General features: G+C 68.6%; 18 protein-coding genes. 15 read left to right on the top strand and 3 right to left on the bottom strand.

Annotated features, from left to right (window positions below; genetic code table 11):
* Nucleotides 1-77: 77 nt before the first annotated feature.
* From CJ179_RS22655 to CJ179_RS22675, 5 genes are all read left to right on the top strand, one after another.
* A complete protein-coding gene (locus tag CJ179_RS22655; protein WP_095862962.1) occupies nucleotides 78-1694 on the top strand; it encodes an ABC transporter substrate-binding protein in 1617 nt (538 codons plus the stop codon).
* 122 nt (nucleotides 1695-1816) lie between these two features.
* Nucleotides 1817-2743 (top strand): ABC transporter permease, encoded by a 927-nt coding sequence (locus CJ179_RS22660; protein WP_072938042.1) that lies wholly within the window; start codon nucleotides 1817-1819, stop codon nucleotides 2741-2743.
* Nucleotides 2736-3710, top strand: a complete 975-nt coding sequence (locus tag CJ179_RS22665) for an ABC transporter permease (RefSeq protein ID WP_095862963.1) — start codon at nucleotides 2736-2738, stop codon at nucleotides 3708-3710. The genes CJ179_RS22660 and CJ179_RS22665 overlap by 8 nt, the downstream gene beginning before the upstream one ends.
* A gap of 5 nt (nucleotides 3711-3715) precedes the next feature.
* Entirely contained in the window at nucleotides 3716-5452 is a 1737-nt protein-coding gene (locus CJ179_RS22670) for an ABC transporter ATP-binding protein (RefSeq protein WP_241031449.1), read from the top strand.
* A gap of 31 nt (nucleotides 5453-5483) precedes the next feature.
* On the top strand, nucleotides 5484-6233 hold the full coding sequence (locus CJ179_RS22675) for an oxidoreductase (RefSeq protein ID WP_072938038.1): 750 nt from the start codon (nucleotides 5484-5486) through the stop codon (nucleotides 6231-6233).
* A 413-nt stretch (nucleotides 6234-6646) separates the two neighbouring features.
* On the opposite strand, the gene CJ179_RS22680 is transcribed toward CJ179_RS22675, so the two are convergent.
* On the bottom strand, nucleotides 6647-7483 hold the full coding sequence (locus CJ179_RS22680; RefSeq protein WP_072938036.1) for an HAD-IB family hydrolase: 837 nt from the start codon (nucleotides 7481-7483) through the stop codon (nucleotides 6647-6649).
* Nucleotides 7484-7866: 383 nt separating this feature from the next.
* On the opposite strand from CJ179_RS22680, the gene ssd reads away from it, so the two are divergent.
* From ssd to CJ179_RS22720, 8 genes are all read left to right on the top strand, one after another.
* Nucleotides 7867-8952: a septum site-determining protein Ssd gene (gene ssd / locus CJ179_RS22685; protein WP_095862965.1), complete on the top strand. Its 1086-nt coding sequence runs from the start codon at nucleotides 7867-7869 to the stop codon at nucleotides 8950-8952.
* Nucleotides 8949-10148 (top strand): TadA family conjugal transfer-associated ATPase, encoded by a 1200-nt coding sequence (locus tag CJ179_RS22690; RefSeq protein WP_072938103.1) that lies wholly within the window; start codon nucleotides 8949-8951, stop codon nucleotides 10146-10148. The genes ssd and CJ179_RS22690 overlap by 4 nt, the downstream gene beginning before the upstream one ends.
* Entirely contained in the window at nucleotides 10145-10936 is a 792-nt protein-coding gene (locus CJ179_RS22695; RefSeq protein ID WP_095863579.1) for a type II secretion system F family protein, read from the top strand. The genes CJ179_RS22690 and CJ179_RS22695 overlap by 4 nt, the downstream gene beginning before the upstream one ends.
* The gene (locus tag CJ179_RS22700; RefSeq protein ID WP_095862966.1) at nucleotides 10933-11520 is read left to right on the top strand and encodes a type II secretion system F family protein; all 588 of its coding nucleotides are present in this window, start codon (nucleotides 10933-10935) and stop codon (nucleotides 11518-11520) included. Before CJ179_RS22695 ends, CJ179_RS22700 begins: the two co-directional genes overlap by 4 nt.
* Before the next feature lie 57 nt (nucleotides 11521-11577).
* On the top strand, nucleotides 11578-11796 hold the full coding sequence (locus tag CJ179_RS22705) for a DUF4244 domain-containing protein (RefSeq protein ID WP_012691430.1): 219 nt from the start codon (nucleotides 11578-11580) through the stop codon (nucleotides 11794-11796).
* On the top strand, nucleotides 11796-12170 hold the full coding sequence (locus CJ179_RS22710; protein WP_072938030.1) for a TadE family type IV pilus minor pilin: 375 nt from the start codon (nucleotides 11796-11798) through the stop codon (nucleotides 12168-12170). Before CJ179_RS22705 ends, CJ179_RS22710 begins: the two co-directional genes overlap by 1 nt.
* The gene (locus tag CJ179_RS22715) at nucleotides 12167-12523 is read left to right on the top strand and encodes an Rv3654c family TadE-like protein (protein WP_072938028.1); all 357 of its coding nucleotides are present in this window, start codon (nucleotides 12167-12169) and stop codon (nucleotides 12521-12523) included. Before CJ179_RS22710 ends, CJ179_RS22715 begins: the two co-directional genes overlap by 4 nt.
* A gap of 188 nt (nucleotides 12524-12711) precedes the next feature.
* Nucleotides 12712-14121 carry an MFS transporter gene (locus CJ179_RS22720; protein ID WP_095862967.1) on the top strand — a complete coding sequence of 470 codons (1410 nt, stop codon included), beginning with the start codon at nucleotides 12712-12714 and terminating at the stop codon, nucleotides 14119-14121.
* A 28-nt stretch (nucleotides 14122-14149) separates the two neighbouring features.
* On the opposite strand, the gene CJ179_RS22725 is transcribed toward CJ179_RS22720, so the two are convergent.
* Entirely contained in the window at nucleotides 14150-15046 is an 897-nt protein-coding gene (locus CJ179_RS22725) for a LysR family transcriptional regulator (protein ID WP_095862968.1), read from the bottom strand.
* Nucleotides 15047-15156: 110 nt separating this feature from the next.
* Here CJ179_RS22725 and CJ179_RS22730 point away from each other — a divergent pair, with 110 nt between their 5' ends.
* Both CJ179_RS22730 and CJ179_RS22735 read left to right on the top strand, forming a co-directional pair.
* Entirely contained in the window at nucleotides 15157-16077 is a 921-nt protein-coding gene (locus CJ179_RS22730; RefSeq protein ID WP_095862969.1) for a CoA transferase subunit A, read from the top strand.
* Nucleotides 16074-16856, top strand: coding sequence for a CoA-transferase subunit beta (locus CJ179_RS22735; RefSeq protein ID WP_072938021.1), 783 nt, complete (start codon nucleotides 16074-16076; stop codon nucleotides 16854-16856). Before CJ179_RS22730 ends, CJ179_RS22735 begins: the two co-directional genes overlap by 4 nt.
* 15 nt (nucleotides 16857-16871) lie before the next feature.
* On the opposite strand, the gene CJ179_RS22740 is transcribed toward CJ179_RS22735, so the two are convergent.
* A complete protein-coding gene (locus tag CJ179_RS22740; RefSeq protein WP_072938101.1) occupies nucleotides 16872-19235 on the bottom strand; it encodes a DEAD/DEAH box helicase in 2364 nt (787 codons plus the stop codon).
* Nucleotides 19236-19287 lie beyond the last annotated feature (52 nt).

A 19287-nucleotide genomic window follows, 5' to 3' on the forward strand; every position in this document is an offset into this window, starting at 1 on the left:
TTGACTTATCGTCATCCCATCGTTCGGGCTGCGCCCGGCACGGCTGCCCGGAACCATGCAGATCTGGGAGGATCGTCTTGCGCATCACACGTGTGGCAACCGCCGTTCTGGCGGTTGGCCTGGCAGCAGGGATGCTGTCCGCCTGCTCGTCCGGTGACTCGACGGGCGGGGGTGGCAGCGGAATCGTCAACGCCTGGGCAGGTGAACCGCAGAATCCGTTGATTCCCACCAATACCAGCGAGAATCAGGGTGGCCGCGTCGTCGATGCGCTGTTCGCGGGGCTCGTCTCCTACGACTCCGACGGTGGAGTGAACAACGAGGTCGCCGAGTCCATCGAGACGACCGACGGCAAGAACTTCACCGTGAAGCTGAAGGACGGCTGGACGTTCACGGACGGCACGCCGGTCACCGCGGCCTCGTTCGTCGACGCCTGGAACTACGGCGCGCTGTCGACGAACGCGCAGCTCCAGGCGTCCTTCTTCGACCCGATCCAGGGCTACGACGAGGTGGCTCCCGAGAACCCCACGGCGCAGACCATGTCGGGACTGAAGGTGGTCGACGATTCGACGTTCACGATCGAACTGAAGCAACCCGAGTCCGCCTTCCCGGACCGTCTCGGTTTCGCCGCGTATTACCCGCTGCCCGCGGTGGCGTACCAGGACATGGCCGCGTTCGGCGAGAATCCCATCGGCAACGGGCCATACATGATGTCGGGTCCCGGGGCGTGGCAGCACAACGTGCGAATCGACACCGTCGTGAACCCCGACTACAACGGCAACCGTAAGCCGAAGAACGCCGGCGTCGACTTCGTCATGTACAACAGCCTCGACACGGCATACACGGATCTGCTCGCGGGCAATGTCGACGTCCTCGACCAGGTGCCGCCGAGTGCCGTCACCACGTTCGAGACCGACCTGCCGGGTCGCACCGTGAACCAGCCGTCCGCGACCATCGAGACGTTCACCATCCCGGGCCGTCTACCGCATTTCAGTGGTGAGGAGGGCACGCTGCGCCGGCAGGCCATCTCGATGGCGATCAACCGAGACCAGATCACCCAGCAGATCTACAACAACACCCGCACCCCCGCGCTCGACTTCACCAGCCCCGCCATCGAGGGCTGGTCGGATTCGCTCGTCGGCAACAGCAACCTGAAGTACGACCCGGAGGCGGCGAAGAGGCTGTGGGCCCAGGCCGACGCCATCGCCCCGTGGTCGGGCAGTTTCGAGATCGCGTACAACGGCGACGGCGGCCACAAGGAATGGGTCGACGCCACCGCCAACAACATCCGCAACACCCTCGGAATCGACGCGAAGGGCAAGGAGTATCCGACGTTCGCGCAGATCCGCACGGAGGCCACCAACCGGACCATCCCCAGCGCGTTCCGTTCGGGGTGGCAGGGCGACTACCCGCAGCAGTACGGCTTCCTCGCGCAGAACTACCAGACCGGCGGCAGCTCCAACGACGGCGACTATTCGAACCCCGAGTTCGACCGGCTGCTGCGAGCCTCCGCGGGTGAGGTCGATCCCGGAAAGGCGCAGGACCTGCTGAACCAGGCGCAGGAGGTTCTCCTGCACGACCTGCCCGCGGTCCCGACGTGGTACCGCAACGCGGCGAGCGGCTGGTCCGAGAACGTGTCGAACGTGGTCATCGACTGGAAGGGCATCCCGATGTACTCGGACATCGAGAAGAACTGACGCACGGGAGTTTTCTCCGACGGGTGGGGCCGCGAGCTGTCAGTTCGCGGCCCCGTTCGGGAATACGGGCCGAGGCTCCGGATTCCTGACGTCACGGCCCCCGACGAATAGGAGGTGATCCGATGCTCTGGTACGTCGGTCGCCGTTTGCTCCAGATGATTCCCGTGTTCATCGGGGCCACGTTCCTGATCTACGCGATGGTTTTCTTGCTGCCCGGAGACCCGATCGCGGCATTGGCGGGCGACAAGGCCCTCAGCCCCGCGGTGGCGGCGCAGCTCCGCGCCCGGTACCACCTCGACCAACCGTTCCTGATGCAGTATTTCCTGTATCTGAAAGGCATCTTCACGCTCGACTTCGGTACGTCCTTCTCCGGTCGCCCGGTCAGCGAGGTTCTGGCGCAGGCCTTTCCGATCACCATCAAGTTGTCTCTGATGGCACTCGCGATCGAGGGGATCTTCGGGATCGGCTTCGGCCTGTTCGCCGGGCTCCGCAAGGGCGGCATCTTCGACAGCACCGTCCTCCTCGTCAGCCTGGTGATCATCGCGATCCCGATCTTCGTCATCGGTTTCCTCGCCCAGTTCTTCATCGGCGTGAAGTGGGGGCTGGTGCCGCCGACGGTCGGGGGCAACACCAGCTTCAAGAATCTTCTGCTGCCCGCCTTTGTCCTCGGGTCGGTGTCGTTCGCGTACGTGCTCCGGCTCACGCGGACGTCGGTCGCCGAGAACCTCACCGCCGACTACGTGAGGACCGCGACCGCCAAGGGTCTTTCGCGGCGCCGGGTGGTGCAGGTGCACGTGCTGCGGAACTCGCTGATCCCGGTGGTCACCTTCCTCGGCGCCGATCTCGCCACCCTGATGGGCGGCGCGATCGTCACGGAGGGCATCTTCAACATCAACGGTGTCGGCGGCACGATCTATCAGGCGGTCACCCGCGGTGAGGCGCCCACGGTGGTGTCCTTCGTGACGGTGCTGATCGTCATCTATCTGCTCGCCAACCTGATCGTCGACCTCCTGTACGCCGCGCTCGACCCGAGGATTCGTTATGTCTGAGAAAGTGGAGAACGAGTCCGCCGGAACGGGCGACCGGAAGACCCGTCAGGCGCATTTCGTGGCGCCCGAGGAAGTGGCGGCGCCCGGGGAGACCGACGCCGTCCACATCGACCAGCCGCCGACGAGCATGCGGTCGGATGCATGGCGCGATCTGCGTAAGCGCCCGCTGTTCCTGGTCGCATCGGTGATCATCGTCGTGGTGATCGCCGTGGCGGCGTTTCCGGACGTGTTCACCAGCACCGACCCGCGGTTCTGCGATCTCGCGTTCAGCATGCAGGGGCCGTCGGCGGGGCACTGGTTCGGATTCGACAAGCAGGGCTGCGACATCTACTCCCGCACGATCCACGGGGCGCGGGCGTCGGTGCTGGTGGGTGTCGGCGTCACGTCGATCGTGCTCGTGGTGGGCGTGGTGTTCGGTTCGGTCGCCGGGTTCTACGGCGGCGCGGTGGACTCGCTGCTGTCCCGGGTCGCCGACATCTTCTTCGGCATCCCGCTCATCCTCGCGGCGATCGTCCTGATGCAGCTGTTCACCAACCGCACCATCTGGACGCTGATCGTCGTCCTCGCCCTGTTCGGGTGGCCGCAGATGGCGAGAATCGCTCGGGGCGCGGTGATCTCGGCGAAGGGCAACGACTACGTGATGGCGTCGCGGGCGCTCGGCGTCTCGAACGTGCGCACCCTGATCCGGCACGTGCTGCCGAACTCCCTCGCTCCGATCATCGTGATCGCGACCATCTCCCTCGGCATCTACATCGTGGCCGAGGCGACGCTGTCCTTCCTCGGCATCGGGCTGCCGTCCACCGAGATCTCGTGGGGCGGAGACATCAGCACCGCCCAGGTCACCCTGCGCCAGGGTTCGCCGATCCTGTTCTACCCGGCGACCGCCCTGGCGATCACGGTCCTCGGCTTCATCATGATGGGCGACGCTCTCCGGGACGCGCTCGACCCCAAGGCCCGGAAGAGGTGAGCGCGATGACCGCGAACGATCCGGCCGGACCGCAGAATTCGGCCGACGAGGTGCCGCTGCTCGAGATCCGGGACCTGGAGGTGTCGTTCCAGTCCCATTCCGGGCTCGTGCCCGCGGTGCGTGGGGCCAGCCTCACGGTGTATCCGGGGCAGACGGTGGCTATCGTCGGTGAGTCCGGTTCGGGCAAATCCACCACCGCCCACGCGATCATCAACCTGCTGCCCGGAACGGGAAAGGTGACCGGCGGCCGGATCCTGTTCGAGGGGCAGGACCTCGCGGAGGCGCCCGAGCGGGAGTTCGTCGCACTGCGCGGGAAGAAGATCGGCCTCGTCCCGCAGGACCCGATGTCCAACCTCAACCCGGTGTGGAAGGTCGGGTTCCAGATCGAGGAGGCGTTGGAAGCCAACGGGATCGCGAAGGGCAAGGCCGCGAAGGCGCGGGCCGCCGAACTCCTCGAGGAGGCGGGCCTCGCCGACGCCGAGAACCGGCTGGGCCAGTATCCGCACGAGTTCTCCGGGGGCATGCGCCAGCGCGCGCTCATCGCCATCGGGCTGTCGGCCCGCCCGCAACTGCTGATCGCGGACGAGCCCACGTCCGCCCTCGACGTGACGGTCCAACGTCAGATCCTCGACCACCTCGACGGTCTCACCGACGAACTCGGCACCGCGGTCCTGCTCATCACCCACGACCTCGGTCTGGCGGCCGAGCGGGCGGAGCACCTGATCGTGATGAGCAAGGGACGGGTGGTCGAGGCGGGGCCCGCACTGGAGATCCTGCAGCGGCCGCGTCACCCGTACACCCGGAAACTGGTGGCCGCGGCGCCGTCGCTGGCGTCGCAACGGCGGAGTTCTTCGCTGGCCCGGGCGGACATCCGGGAGCACGCGCTCGAGGTGGTGGGCGAGGCCGAGGAGCACGGGCAGATCGGCGTCGAATTCGGCAAGGCCACCGACGACGTGGTCGTGGCCACCGGGCTGACCAAGGTGTTCAAGATCCGCCACGGGCTACGGAAGTCCACCGACTTCACCGCCGTCGACGACGTCTCGTTCGCGGTCCGGCGTGGGACGACCACGGCCATCGTCGGCGAGTCGGGGTCGGGCAAGTCGACGGTCGCGCAGATGGTGCTGGGACTGCTCGCTCCGACGGCGGGGAATGTGGTGTTCGACGGCAAGGACGTCGCGACGCTGGACCGCAGGGAGACGCTCGCGTTCCGCCGGCGGGTGCAGCCGATCTTCCAGAACCCGTACGGCACGCTCGACCCGATGTACTCGATCTTCCGCACCGTCGAGGAGCCCCTGCGCACCCACAAGGTGGGGACGAAGGCGGAGCGGGAAGCGCGGGTACGCGACCTGCTGGACAAGGTGGCGTTGCCGGCTTCTGTCATGCGGAGGTTCCCGAACGAGTTGTCGGGTGGCCAGCGGCAGCGGGTGGCGATCGCCCGGGCGCTGGCGCTGCAGCCCGAGATGGTGGTGTGCGACGAGGCGGTGTCGGCGCTCGACGTGCTGGTCCAGGACCAGATCCTCACGCTGCTGAACGACCTGCAGGCGGAGCTGGGGCTGACGTACCTGTTCATCACCCACGACCTGGCGGTGGTGCGGCAGATCGCCGACGACGTGCTCGTCATGTCTGTCGGCGCGATCGTGGAGAAAGCCACCACCGACGAGGTCTTCACGTCGCCGAAGGAGGAGTACACGCGGAAGCTGCTGGACGCGATTCCCGGCGGATCGATCCGGCTCGGCGCCTGACCCGCGGCGGCGCCGGGTAGCGTTCCAGTACGTGAGCGACCCGTTGCAGCCCCTCGTCGACCTTCCCGGTGTCCGCGAAGCCGCGGACCGTGCGCGCGACGCGCTCGGCGCGGTTCACCGGCACAAGACCAACCGGCGCGGCTGGCCGACCACGGCGGCCGAGGCGGCGGTCCGGGCGGCCCGCGCCTCCGCGTCGCTGGACGGGGGCAGCACCGAACTGCCCGCCCCCGGCGAGGCCGGCGACCCCATCCTGTCGGGTGCCCTGCGCGTCGGGCAGGCTCTCGACGGTGACGCCCTCACGCTTCTGCAGTCCACGTGGCAGCGGGCGCCCCTGCAGGCCCTTGCCCGGCTGCATCTGCTGGCCGCGGCCGACCTCGTGGAGGATCAGGAATTGCTCGGCAGGCCGCGAGCCGGGTCCGGCGTCGCGGAGCGGCTGGACGGTCTGGCTCAGCTCGTGACGGGAGGAACCGCTGCACCCGCGCCCGTTCTGGCGGCTGTGGTGCACGGGGAATTGTTGACGCTGAGGCCGTTCGGGGTGGGCGACGGCATCGTCGCGCGCGCCGCATCCCGTCTGGTCTCGGTGTCGAGCGGGCTCGATCCCCACAATCTCGGGGTTCCGGAGGTCAGCTGGCTGCGCCGGCAGCAGGCGTACCGCAACGGGGCAGCGGCCTTCGCCTCGGGCGAGCCGGACGGGGTCGGGAGCTGGGTCGTCCTCTGCTGCGGTGCGCTGGAGGCCGGGGCCCGTGAGGCCACGTCCATCGCGGAAGCGGCGGCAAGTTAACTCGAATCCGTTGCACTGCAACATGTTCCCGACATGTGAAACGGGCGGCGCTGCCGACTGGTGTCGACTTCGCCGCCCGTTAGCACGGACAACCGGTTACCAAGCGTGCAATGGTGGGTTGTGTGGGTGGCCTCGGCGAGAGTCCGAATATCGTCGGGTCGTCCTTGCAACCTGTGCAGGGTCCTTGCCGGTGAAGACTCGAGTCTCGCAGGCCCACAACGCTTTTGCCCTTATAGTGGCTTATGCTTCGCGTGGGTGCCTAGTGCCCGTGCTGGGAATCCTGGTCGGGAGATCGATCCTTCTCTTCTGGGTCGACCTTGGCCTTCCGTTCTTCCGTAACTCCTTTGTACCCCGTGACCCCCCTCACAGCAAGTATCAAATTAGGTTTGTGACCGTGTCGCGGGTTGCGGCGGTCAGCGCTTGCGGCGCAACACTCCATAGGTGAATGCGCCCGCCACCAGGGCCCCGACGCTCACCGCGGCGGTGGTCGCCAGGGTGGTGGCGGACGGCGCCTGGAGGCGCGCCCTGAGGGAGACCGGATTCGAGAAAGTCAATATGGGCCAACCGTTTCCGGCCGCGGCCTTCCGGAGCGCCCGGTCCGGGTTGACGGCCGTCGGGTGGCCGACCGCGGTCAGCATCGGCAGGTCGGTCACGGAGTCGGAGTAGGCGTAGCATGCCGACAGGTCGTAGTGGTATTCGTCGGCCAGTTGCCGCATCGCCTCGACCTTGCCCTCGCCGTAGCAGTAGAACTCCACCTCGCCCGTGTAGAGCCCGTCCGCGACCGCCATGCGGGTGGCCATGCTGCGTGTCGCCCCGAGTGCTTCGGCGATCGGCGTCACCACCTCCTCGCCCGACGCCGAGACGACGATGACGTCGTGACCCCGCAGCTTGTGGTCCGCGATGAGGTCGGCGGCCTCCGCGAACACCAGGGGGTCGACGATGTCGTGGAGGGTCTCGGCGACGACGGACCGGACCTGCTCCACGTTCCAGCCCGCGCACATGCTCGTGAGGTAGGCGCGCATCCGCTCCATCTGATCGTGGTCCGCGCCCGACAGCAGGAACAGGAACTGCGCGTAACTGCTCTTGAGGACGGACCGTCGATTGATCAGGCCCTGGTCGAAGAACGGTCTGCTGAACGCGAGGGTGCTGGATTTCGCGATGATCGTCTTGTCGAGGTCGAAGAATGCGGCAACCCGACCCGTCTCGGTGTGTCGACCTGTCTTGGCACTTCTCTGTGGCTTCGCGGTCACAATTTCCAAGGATATGCGGACTTCGGCCCGGGGTGCGCGTTCCGTGCAACGGCCCGGAACAGGGGCGTTCGGTATCTCCGACACCGTAAAACATTTGAACAGTTGAACTTGCAAATACTGATCTGGGGAGGTGTAGTATTGCTGATGTCCGGATTTGATCCGGACGATGTTCAGCCCGACCCCCCGGGGCTGAACACTGACGACCCTCGCCTCCTCCCCCCCTGGCGAGGGTCGTCCTCTGTTTGTGGGCGCTCTGCCATCCTTCGCTCTCTGCTCTCTAGAAATTGGTGCGGTAGTACCAGTTCTTATCCCCAGCCCCGAAGTTGTCCACAATTCGCAAAGGGCACCTTTCCGCGGTCTCCGGCAGCGGGCACGCTCGCTGCATGGACGCACATGACGGTGGCGAAGTGCTGGTTCTGGTAGACGATCCGGCGCTGCTGCACAGCATCAGGCGCGTGGCGGCAGCGGCCGACCGGACGCTGAACGAGACCGACGTCGCCGACGCCCGGCACGCCTGGGGCAGCGCGCCGATCGTCGTGCTCGACGCGCGTGCCGCCGCCGCGTGCCGCAACCGGCTTCCACGCCGGCGGCGGGTCGTGCTGCTGTGCGACGGGCCGCCGGGCATCGACGAGTGGCGGATCGCGACAGCGGTCGGTGCCGAACACGTGCTGGCCGTGCCCGACGACGAGTCGGCCCTGGTCGCCGTTCTCGGCGAGCAACCCCAGCGGCCCGAAGCGGACGGAACCGTCGTCGCCGTGGTCGGCGGGTGCGGCGGAGCCGGCGCCTCCACCCTGGCGGCGGCGACCGCCCTCACCGCGGCGGCGCGGTCGCAGCTCACACTGCTGCTCGACACCGACTCGTGGGGATCCGGGCTCGACGTGCTGCTGGGCATCGAGGACGTGCCCGGACTGCGGTGGTCGGGACTGTCGATCGAAGGCGGCCGGATCTCTTCGGGCGCGCTCCGGGACGCGCTGCCCGCTCGAGGCGAGCACCTGCGGGTCCTCGCCTGCAGCAGGACCGGGCACGGCGCGGGACCGACGGCGGCCGCGGTCCGCGCCGTCACCGACGCCGGGCGTCACGCCGGCGAACTGGTCGTGTGCGACGTGTCGCGGTTCCCGGGTCCGGTCACGGAGGCCGTCCTCGAACTCGCCGACCTCGTGGTTCTCGTCGTGCCCGCGACCGTCCGGGCCTGCATCGCCGCGGGGAAGGTGTCGCAGTGGATCACCGAACGGAATCCCAATCAGGGACTCGTGGTCCGTGGCCCGGCACCTGGCGGGCTTCGCGGGGCAGACGTGGCGGAGGTCCTCAACCTGCCGCTGATCGCGTCGATGCGCGCCGAGCGCGCGCTTACCGGAATGCTTGAACACGGCGGTCTGCGGCCGGGGCGGCGCTCCCCGCTGGGCGCCGCGGCCGAGGCGGTCCTCGACACCGTCGGCAGCAGACCGCGCACACGGGAGTGGGCGGCATGAGTTCCCTCGTCACCCCCGACCTCCTCGACCGGGTGCGCGAACGCCTCGCGCACACGTCCGGCGAGCCGACACCCGCGACGGTTGCCGCGGCCATCCGGACCGAGTCCGGCGGCGTGCTCGGCGACACCGACCTGCTCGGTGCGTTGCGGGTGCTCATGACCGAACTCACGGGCGCAGGCCCGCTCGAGTCGCTGCTGACGGAGCCTGGTGTCGCGGACGTGCTCGTCACGGCGCCGGACCGGGTGTGGGTGGACCGCGGCCGCGGACTCGAGCGCGCAGCGGTCCGGTTCACGGACGAAGCAGCCGTGCGCCGACTCGCCCAGCGACTCGCGCTGTCTGCCGGCCGCCGCCTCGACGACGCCCAGCCGTGGGTCGACGGAAGGCTGCGGGACGTCGGAAACGGCTCGTTCGGTGTACGGCTTCATGCCGTACTGGCGCCCGTCGCTCAGGGCGGCACCTGCCTGTCGCTGCGGGTGCTGCGCCCGGCCACCCAGGGGCTGGGTGCGCTCGTCGCGGGCGGCGCCGTGACCGAGGCGGCCCACGATCTGCTGGTGAAGATCGTGCACGCACGCCTCGCCTTCCTCGTCACCGGCGGCACCGGGGCGGGGAAGACCACGCTGCTGGCCGCGTTGCTGGGTGCGGTGGACCCGGCGGAACGGATCGTGTGCGTGGAGGACGCCGCAGAGTTGGCGCCGACGCACCCGCACGTGGTCAGGCTGGTGGCCCGGGCACCCAACGTCGAGGGCGTGGGCGAGGTGACCGTCCGGGACCTCGTCCGTCAGTCCCTCCGTATGCGACCCGATCGGATCGTCGTGGGCGAGGTGCGCGGCGCGGAGGTGGTCGACCTGCTGACGGCGCTCAACACGGGGCACGACGGCGGCGCCGGGACGGTGCACGCCAACTCGCCAGAGGAGGTGCCCGCCCGGCTCGAAGCGCTTGCGGCACTGGGCGGAATGGACCGCGCGGCGCTGCACAGTCAGCTGGCCGCGGCCGTGCAGGTGATCCTGCACGTCCACCGGTCGTCGAGTGGAGCGCGGCAGTTGACGCAGATCGGTGTCGTCACTCGCGACGAGCACGGACGCGTCACGATCGTTCCCGCCTGGAGTCACGACAGGGGGGAGGGGCCGGCGGTGGACCGGCTCCGCCTCTGGTGTTCTCGGCGGGAACGGTCGGCTTCTCCTCGGGAGGCGTCGTGATCGCAGGTCTGGTGGTGCTTGCGTGTGCGGTACTGGCGGTGCCGTCCGCGCGGTCGCGTCCGCGCTTGCTCGCGGTGACCGGGCGGGGAGGTTCCGGGCGGCGGATGCGTCTGCCCTGGGCGGTTCCGGCGGCGGTCGTCTGCGCTCCGGTCGTGTACGAACTCGGCGGGATCTGCGCGGTTCTGGCGTCGGTGATCGTCTGTGCGACAGTGCGGTTCAGGTCGGTGCGACGTCGGTCGGCGAAGGCGAAGGACGCCGATCTGCGCGTCGTGCTGGCGGGCCTCGAGGTGGTAACGGCGGAACTTCGGGTGGGCGCGCATCCCGCCGCGGCATGTCAGACCGCGGCCGACGAATCGGTGGGCAGTGTGTCGGCGGCGTTCCGGGCCGCTTCGGCGCGCTCGCGGCTCGGGGGATCCGCCGCCGACGGGTTCCGGATCGCGGACTCCCGTGTCGGCACCGAGTTGGGGCGGATCGCCGACATCTGGGCGGTGGCCGACGCGCACGGTCTCGCGCTGGCGGAACTGCTCGAGGCGGCGCGGACGGACCTCCTGGGGCGCAGTCGCTTCCGTCAGCGGACCGAGGCGTCCCTCGCCGGAGCGAGGGCGACGGCGACCGTGCTGGCCGGGCTGCCGCTCCTGGGTGTCGGTCTGGGTCAGATGATGGGGGCGTCCCCGCTGGCGGTGCTGTTCGGCGGCGGGGTGGGCGGCATCCTGCTGCTGCTCGGTGCGGGATTGGTGTGCGCGGGACTGCTGTGGACCGACCGGATCACCGGGCGGGTGACGGGATGATCTGGGGCGCGGTACTTCTCCTCGCCTGCGCCGTGTTGGTTCTCCCCGCACCCAGATCACCGGTGCAGCGACTGCGCGGCGACACCGGCGGTCCGGGCGATGCGGTGGCCACGGCGGACGACCCCGCGCGCCGCGAGGACCCGCTCGCGACCGCCGCCGCCTTCGACCTGCTGGCAGCGTGCCTGCGCGCAGGGTTGCCGGTCGCGACCGCGGCGCTGGCCGTGTCGCGGTCCGCGCCGGCGCCGCTGTCGGAATCGCTCCGCCGCGCCGCAGACCTACTCGCGCTGGGGGCCGACGCGGCGACCGCGTGGGAGGCGGCGGCGTCGGACCCGGCCACCGAATCGCTCGCTCGGATGGCGCGACGGTCGGCGGCATCGGGTTCGTCGCTCGCCGGTTCGATGACGGAACTCGCCGCCGACGGCCGAACCCAGGTCGAGCATCTGGCGGCGGCATCGGCCGAACGAGCGGGTGTGCTCATCAGCGGTCCGCTCGGGTTGTGCTTCCTGCCGGCGTTCATCTGCCTCGGGATCATCCCGGTCGTCGTGGGGCTCGCCTCGCGCGTGCTGGACGGCGGGTTGCTGTGACACGCAGACACTTCCGGCGCAGAACCGCTGCGCCGGACACTCTGAAGGGGGAACACCATGAAACACGGAATCCGGTCTCTGGCGGCAGTGCGGGCACTGACGGCGCACCTCGCGCTGCTCGCGACGGACGAGGACGGCATGTCGACCGCCGAGTACGCCATCGGCACCATCGCGGCCGCGGCGTTCGGGGCCGTCCTGTATTCGGTCGTCACCGGCGACAGCATCGTCACGGCGTTGACCAACATCATCGACAAAGCGCTGAACACCGCGGTGTGATGAGGTCCGCCGAGAACCTGCGCCGGTCGGAGGCAGGCGGCGTCACGGTGGAGGCGGCGATTGCGATCGCGTCGATCGTCGCGGTGGTCGTGCTGTGTGTCGGCGCGATCACCGCGGTGACGCTGCACGTCCGGTGTGTCGATTCGGCGCGCGAGGCCGCCCGGCTCGCCGCCCGCGGAGACCACGAGTCGGCGATCTCCGCGGCGGAGGGGGTGGCCCCGGGCGGCGCCGAGGTGTCGGTACGGACCGAGGGGGAGTTCGTCGTCGCGACCGTGCGGGCACACAGCCCACTTCTTCCGCTGGTGAACATCTCCGCGGAGGCGGTGGCCGCTCTCGAACCCACGGTGCCGGGGTGGAGTGGGGGAAGCCGGTGAGTGCGGGGATCTCCGACGACCGCGGTGCCGCGACGGTGCTGGCGTGTTGTGCGCTCGCGGCCTTGGTGGTGGTCACGGCGATGCTGGTGCACGTCGGTTCGGCGGTGGCGGTGCGGCACCGGGCGCAGTCGGCCGCGGATCTGGCCGCTCTCGCCGCGGCCGTCGGTCTGGACCGCGGCACCGCCGCGGCGTGCGACGCGGCGCGGGAGGTCGCGGGGCGGATGCACACCGAGGTCGTGTCCTGTGAGGTCGACGACTGGGACGTGGAGGTCGCGGTCACCGCGCCGGTGCTGCTGTCCGTGCCGGGGGTCCGGGACGCCCGGGCGGTGGCGAGGGCGGGCCCCGCGGAGTGACGTCGACGGCGGGGCGGCACTGGTGACGCCCATCGCTCCAGCGTGCGCGGGGTTTCCCGGATTATGACCAGATCGGTAATAATCCCCGGCCGGAGAAGTATTGGACGGCATGGATCCTGTGATGCGAGTCTCACTGAAGCGAGCTGGTTTCCATTCACACCACTCCCCTTGGCGAGAGAGGGCACTACATGACCACGGCACCACCGCAGCGGACCGAGGCCGAGACGAAAGCACGGAGAGCGGGCATCGCCTCGTTCATCGGCACCACGATCGAGTGGTACGACTTCTACATCTACGGCACCGCGTCCGCCCTGGTCTTCGGTCAGGTGTTCTTCTCCGACACCCTGCCCGCAGGCATGGGCACCCTGCTCGCGTTCGTCACGCTGTGGGCCGGGTTCCTCGCCCGACCGATCGGTGGCATCGTCTTCGGGCACCTCGGCGACAAGATCGGCCGGAAGACCACCCTCGTCATCACGCTCGTGATGATGGGGACCGCCACGGTCGGGATCGGCCTCCTGCCCTCCTACGCACAGATCGGGGTGTGGGCGCCTGTCGCACTGGTCTTCCTCCGCGTCGTTCAGGGCGTGGCCGTGGGTGGCGAGTGGGGCGGGGCCGTCCTGATCGCCAGTGAGAACGCACCCAAGGGCAAGGGAATTCTGTACTCCGCGTTCGCGCAGCAGGGGTCGCCCGCCGGAAACCTTCTGGCCACGATGGCGTTCTTCCTGCTCTCCGCGATGCCCACCCCGGAATTCGTGCTGTACGGCTGGCGAATCCCGTTCCTGATCTCCGCGGTCCTGGTGATCGTCGGCATGATCATCCGCCTCAAACTCGAAGAGTCGGACGCCATGAAGACCGTGCTGAAGCGCAAGAAGACCGTCGCACTGCCGATCGGTGAGGTGTTGCGCAAGCATTGGGTCCTCGTCCTGCTCGGTGCGGGCGCGCTGCCCCTGGCGCAGGTGACGTACTTCAAGAACACCTTTGCGTTGTCGTGGGCCACCAGCGAACTCGGCTACGACCGTGGCACGTTCCTCGGTGCCATCGCGATCGCCCTCGTGGTGCAGTTCATCGTGCAGCCGTTCGGCGCCGTCCTGGTCTCCCGGATCGATATGCGGAAAGCCATGTGCATCATGGTAATTCCCGAGTTCGTCCTGATGCCGGCGATGTTCTTCGCGATCCGGACCGAGAACTTCGCCGTCGCCGTGGTCATGATGTGCCTCGCAACCATTCCGCATTCGATGTTCTACGGCGCCATCGCCGGTGTGCTCGCGCGTGCCTTCCCCGCCAACATCCGCTACACCGGCTTGTCGGCGGCCTACCAGCTGTGTTCGCTGATCGTCGGCGGCGGCACACCGGTGCTGGCGCAGTGGATGCTCAACTCGTCCGGCAACATCGTCGGTGTCGCCTTCGTGTCGGCCGGCTACGCCGCCGTGTCGCTGGTCTGCACGCTCCTGCTATTGAACCGGACCGGATTCGACGCGCGCCGGTTGTCGACGGCGGAGCAATCCGACGCCGACGAACTGCAACTCGACGTCGAGGAAGACGACGAGGCGGACGGCACTCCGAGCGCAGGGCAGGCACATGCGACAGCCCACTCCTGACCGCGCGGTGTCATTCCGGAGTGGGCAGTCATTCCGGAGTCGGCAACGCCTCTTCGGACAGCCTGAGGACTTCCCGCAACGCGGCGCTGTCGTCGTCCGCACGCCACGCGATCCGCAACTGCAGGGTGCTGGGACCTCCGATCAGCGGGAGGAACACGACATCCGGGTTGTTGACGTTCTCGACGACGGAGGAGACGGTCAACGCGCAGCCGACCTCCGCGGACACCAACGCCATCAACGACATCGAGTCCGGCGCACTCTGCACGATCCGGGGCGTGAAACCGGCGTCGTGGGCGGCCCTCTGCAGGGAGTCGCGCAGCGCGGATCCGGGATCGGCGGGCAGCGCCACCCAGGGCTCGGTCGCGAGCTCCTCGATCCGGACGCCGTCCCTGCCCGCGAGCGGGTGGTCGACGGTCATGGCCACCACGAAGTCCTCGTTGAGGATGACGCGGGACGCGATGCCGGGTGGGGTGAAGATCCACCGGCCCAGGCCGATATCGAGGGTTCCGTCGAGGAGTTTGTTCAGTGCCTCGCTCGCGAAAGCGGAACTGTTCAAAACGAATTCGATTCCCGGATGAGTGTGCCGGACGAGTTTCGCCCACCGTCCGATGAGCAGATGGGACGAGACGCCGGAGAAGCCGATGCGCACCCGGCCGACCTGGCCGCGCCCGGCGGCGGCAACGGCGATCTCCGCGAGCCGGCAGGCGTCCAGGACCTCGCGCGCCGGGCCGAGCAGTGCCTCGCCGGCGGAGGTGAGGCGGACGTTCCGCGTGTTCCGGTCGAACAGGGTTGCCCCGAGCTGCTTCTCCAGTTGCCGAATGGTTCTGCTCAGCGGCGGCTGAGCCGAGTGCAGGCGCTGTGCGGCCCTGCCGAAGTGCAACTCCTCGGCGACCGCGAGAAAGGCAGTGATCTGAGAAATCTCCACACCAGAACTATTGCAGTTCGAGCAATAGAACTGTCAACACTATTGAGCGCGACGGCGGTAGTCCGGTGGGAAGGTTCCCGAAGCGACCCCCGGCCGGTCCGGAGAAGGGCATGGCAATGAGCAAAGTGGTCAGTATGGCGGACGCCATCGAGACGTACGTCGAAGACGGCATGACCGTGTGCCTCGAGGGCTTCTCGCATCTCATCTCGTTCGCGGCTGCGCACGAGATCATCCGGCAGCAGCGCCAGAACCTGACGCTGTGCCGGATGACGCCGGACATCGTGTCGGATCAACTCGTGGCCGCCGGCTGCGTCACCAAGCTCGTGGCGTCGTTCTTCGCGAGCGGCTCGGCCGGGTCCCTGCACGAGTTGCGACGACGCATCGAGCGTCACGATCCGGTGCCGCTCGAGGTCGAGGAGTACAGCCACTACGGAATGGTCTGCCGCTATCAGGCGGGCGCCGCCGGTCTGCCGTTCTTTCCGCTACGGTCCTACGCCGGAAGCGACCTTCCGCGGCTCAATCCCCGAATTCGACTGGTCGACGACCCCTACGGGGAGGGCACCGTCTACGTCGTGCCGCCGCTGAACCCGGACGTCACCATCGTTCACGCGCAGCGCGCGGACCGCCACGGCAATGTGCAGATCTGGGGGATCTCCGGGGTCCAGCAGGAGGCGGTCTACGCCGCGAGGAAGGCGATCGTGGTCGTCGAGGAGATCGTCGACGACGAGGTCGTCCGCTCCGACCCCAACCGCACGTTGATCCCCTCCCACGCCGTCGACGCCGTCGTCGTCTGTCCGCGTGGGGCGCATCCCTCGTACGTGCAGGGCTACTACGACCGGGACTGCGCGTTCTACCGGCGCTGGACCGCTATCAGCAAGGACTCGGGACTCCTGCAGGCGTGGCTGAAGGAATGGGTGCACGGCACCGCGAATCACGAGGAGTACCTGGACAAACTCGGCGGCGACTACTGGGACGACCTCGCCGTCGCGCCTCGATTGTCCGAACCAGTCGACTACGGGAGCAGAAAATGACCACAGCACGAGTCGGAGGGATCTCGGCGACCGAGGTCATCGTGTCCGTTGCCGCCCGCGAACTCGCAGGCAAGAGGCGTGTCTTCGCCGGCGTCGGCCTGCCGACGCTCGCCGTCGACCTGGCCAAGCGGACCAGCAACCCGGATGTCGAACTGATCTACGAATCGGGTGTGTGCGGCGCCCATCCCAGCGCGATGGCCGAGGGCATCGCAGACTCGGTGGTCGTGTCGGGTGCGGAGTCGGTGGTGTCGATGTCGGCGTTGTTCGGGTACGTGCTGCAGGGCGGCAACGTCGACGTCGGGTTTCTCGGTGCGGCCCAGATCGACAGGTACGGCAGCCTCAACACCAGCATCATCGGCGACTGGGACAGGCCGACGGTCCGATTGCCCGGTGCCGGTGGTGCCGTGGAAATCATGCCCAACGCCGGCGAGATCTTCGTGGTGATGCGGCGACACGATCCGAGCGCCTTCCCCGCGGAACTCGACTTCTGCACGTCGCCGAGCCCGGTCCGGGCCCGGGCGGCGGGTGACGGGATCGCTCCTCGCGGCCGCGGGGTGACGAAGGTGTTCACGAACCTCGGCGTGCTGTCGCGGCAGGGCCCGTTCGACGAACTCGAGTTGGTCAGCGTGCACGAGGGGGTCACCGTCGACGACGTGCGGGCGCAGACCGGCTGGGAGTTGAAGGTCGCCGACGATCTCACGGTCACCGCGCCGCCGACCGGCGAGGAGATTCACCTGCTCCGCGATGTGATCGACACGGTGCGGTTGTATCTGCGCTGATCGGAAGGCGGTATCTCAGCCGAGCGAGTCCAGCACCGCGGAGAGGACCTGGATCGCCCCGTCCTTGTCCAGGGGATCGTTGCCGTTTCCGCACTTCGGCGAGTACACGCAGGACGGGCACCCGGACGCGCATTCGCACGAGCGGATCGCTTCGCGGGTCGCGCCGAGCCAGCGGGTGAGTTCGGCGTGCCCCCGGTCGGCGAATCCGGCGCCACCGGCGTGACCGTCGTAGACGAACACGGTGGGAAGTCCGGTGTCGGCGTGCAACGCCGTGGAGACGCCGCCGATGTCGCCTCGATCGCACACCGCGACGAGCGGCAGGAGCCCGATCGCCGCATGTTCCGCCGCGTGGAGTGCCCCGGGCACGCGTTCCGCCGGAACACCCGCCTGCAGCAGGAGTTCCGGGGTGACCGTGTACATCACCGCGCGGGTGGGGAGGGTGTGCTTCGGCATGTCCAGTTCGACGGCATCGAGGATTTCGCCGGACGACAGTCGCCGCAGGTACCCGATCACCTGATGGGTCACCTCGACCTCGACGAGCGCGACTTCGACATCGCCGAACTGCTTCTGCTCGAGCACCGAGGTGACGGTGATCTCGGTGGTTTCGCGGGCCGACGTCGTCCAGTCGGGGTCCTCGGCGTGGACCAGGGCGAGGCCCTGGTCGAGGTCGAGTTCGTCGACGACGTACGACTCGCCCTGATGGATGTGGACGGCACCGGGGTGCGCTGTGGCGGGAGCGCGGCCGGTGTCGACGGTCCCGAGCATGCGTCCGGATTCCGACACGACAATCGCAACCTGGGTACCGATTCCACCCCGGATATCCACTGCGCCATGAGGATTTGTGCCGGCGGTGACGAACCAGCCGTGTGCGCGCCGTCGGATCAGGCCCTGCTCCGACAGCTTCGCGAGCACGTCGAGCGCCCCGAACGCTTCGGCCTCCGCGTCGGACAGTGGTAGTTCCATTGCCGCGCAGAGCAACTGCGGGCCGAGAACGTACGGATTGCTCGGGTCGGTGACGGTGGCCTCGACGGGCTTGTCGAGCAGCGCGGACGGATGATGGACGAGGTACGTGTCGAGCGGGTCGTCGCGCGCGACCAGCACGACGAGCGAGCCTTCGCCGCGCCGGCCGGACCGGCCGCCCTGCTGCCAGAACGACGCCACCGTCCCGGGGAACCCGGCGACCACGACGGCGTCGAGGCCGGCGATGTCGACGCCCAGTTCCAGCGCATTCGTCGTCGCCGCCCCCAGCAGGGTGCCGTCGGCGAGGGCTGTCTCGAGTTCACGCCGGTCCTCGGCCAGGTAACCGGCCCGGTACGACGCGACGCGCGACGCGAGTTCGGGATCGATCTCCCCGAGTAGGCGTTTGGTCGCCATCGCGGTCAGCTCGGCGCCCCGGCGGGAGCGCACGAACGTCAGCGTGCGGGCGCCTTCGACCATCAGATCGGCCATGATGCGGGCGGCCTCGGAGCCGGCGGGCCGCCTGACGGGGCTCCCGTTCTCCCCGGTGACCTCCCGCATGAGCGGGGGTTCCCACAGTGCGACGGTCCGGGGACCGTGCGGCGAACCGTCTTCCACGATCTCGGCGCAGGGCGCCCCGATCAGCCTCGACGCCGCCGCCCCGGGGTCGGCTGTGGTGGCGGACGCGAGGACGAAGACGGGGTCGGCGCCGTACCGCGCCGCGATGCGCCGCAGCCGCCGCAGCACGAGCGCGACGTTCGAACCGAAGACGCCACGGTAGGAGTGGCATTCGTCGATCACCACGTACGCCAGATTGCGGAAGAAGTGCGCCCATCGCTGATGGGTCCGGAGAAGCGAGATGTGCAGCATGTCGGGGTTCGTGAAGAGCCACCGCGAGTTCTCCCGGGCCCAGTGCCGCACCTCGAGGGGGGTGTCGCCGTCGAACACACACGGGCACGCACCGCGCAGGTCGTCCCCGGCGTCCAGGACCTCGGAGTCGATGAGGGCCGTCACCGCCCGGAGCTGGTCCGCTCCCAGCGCCTTGGTCGGCGAGAGGTAGAGCGCGGTCGCCCGCGGATCCGTTGCCAGAGTGGTGAGTACCGGAAGCTGGTAGGCGAGGGATTTACCCGAAGCGGTGCCGGTGGACACCACGACGTTCGTCCCGTGATGCGCCAGGTCGGCGGCAGCGGCCTGATGAGTCCAGGGACGGGCGATCCCGTTCTCCTGCATGGCCCGGACGACGCTGGGGTGCGCCCAGGCCGGCCATTCCGACAGCTGGGAAGTCCGGGCGGGCATTTCTGCGGCGAAAGTGAGCGGTTTTTCGTCCCGGGGAACACCCTCGAGGACTCGGTTCAGCAGTGTTCGGCCGTATGTTTCGCCCGTATTTCCACTGTCGTCACGGGGTGAAAACGGTGTGCTCACTGAAGTCTCCGGGCTGTCGTAGGGACGGGCGAGTAGCTTCCACACCGCCACG

The sequence above is a fragment of the Rhodococcus sp. ACS1 genome (assembly GCF_002300155.1).
GTDB lineage: Bacteria > Actinomycetota > Actinomycetes > Mycobacteriales > Mycobacteriaceae > Rhodococcus_F > Rhodococcus_F koreensis.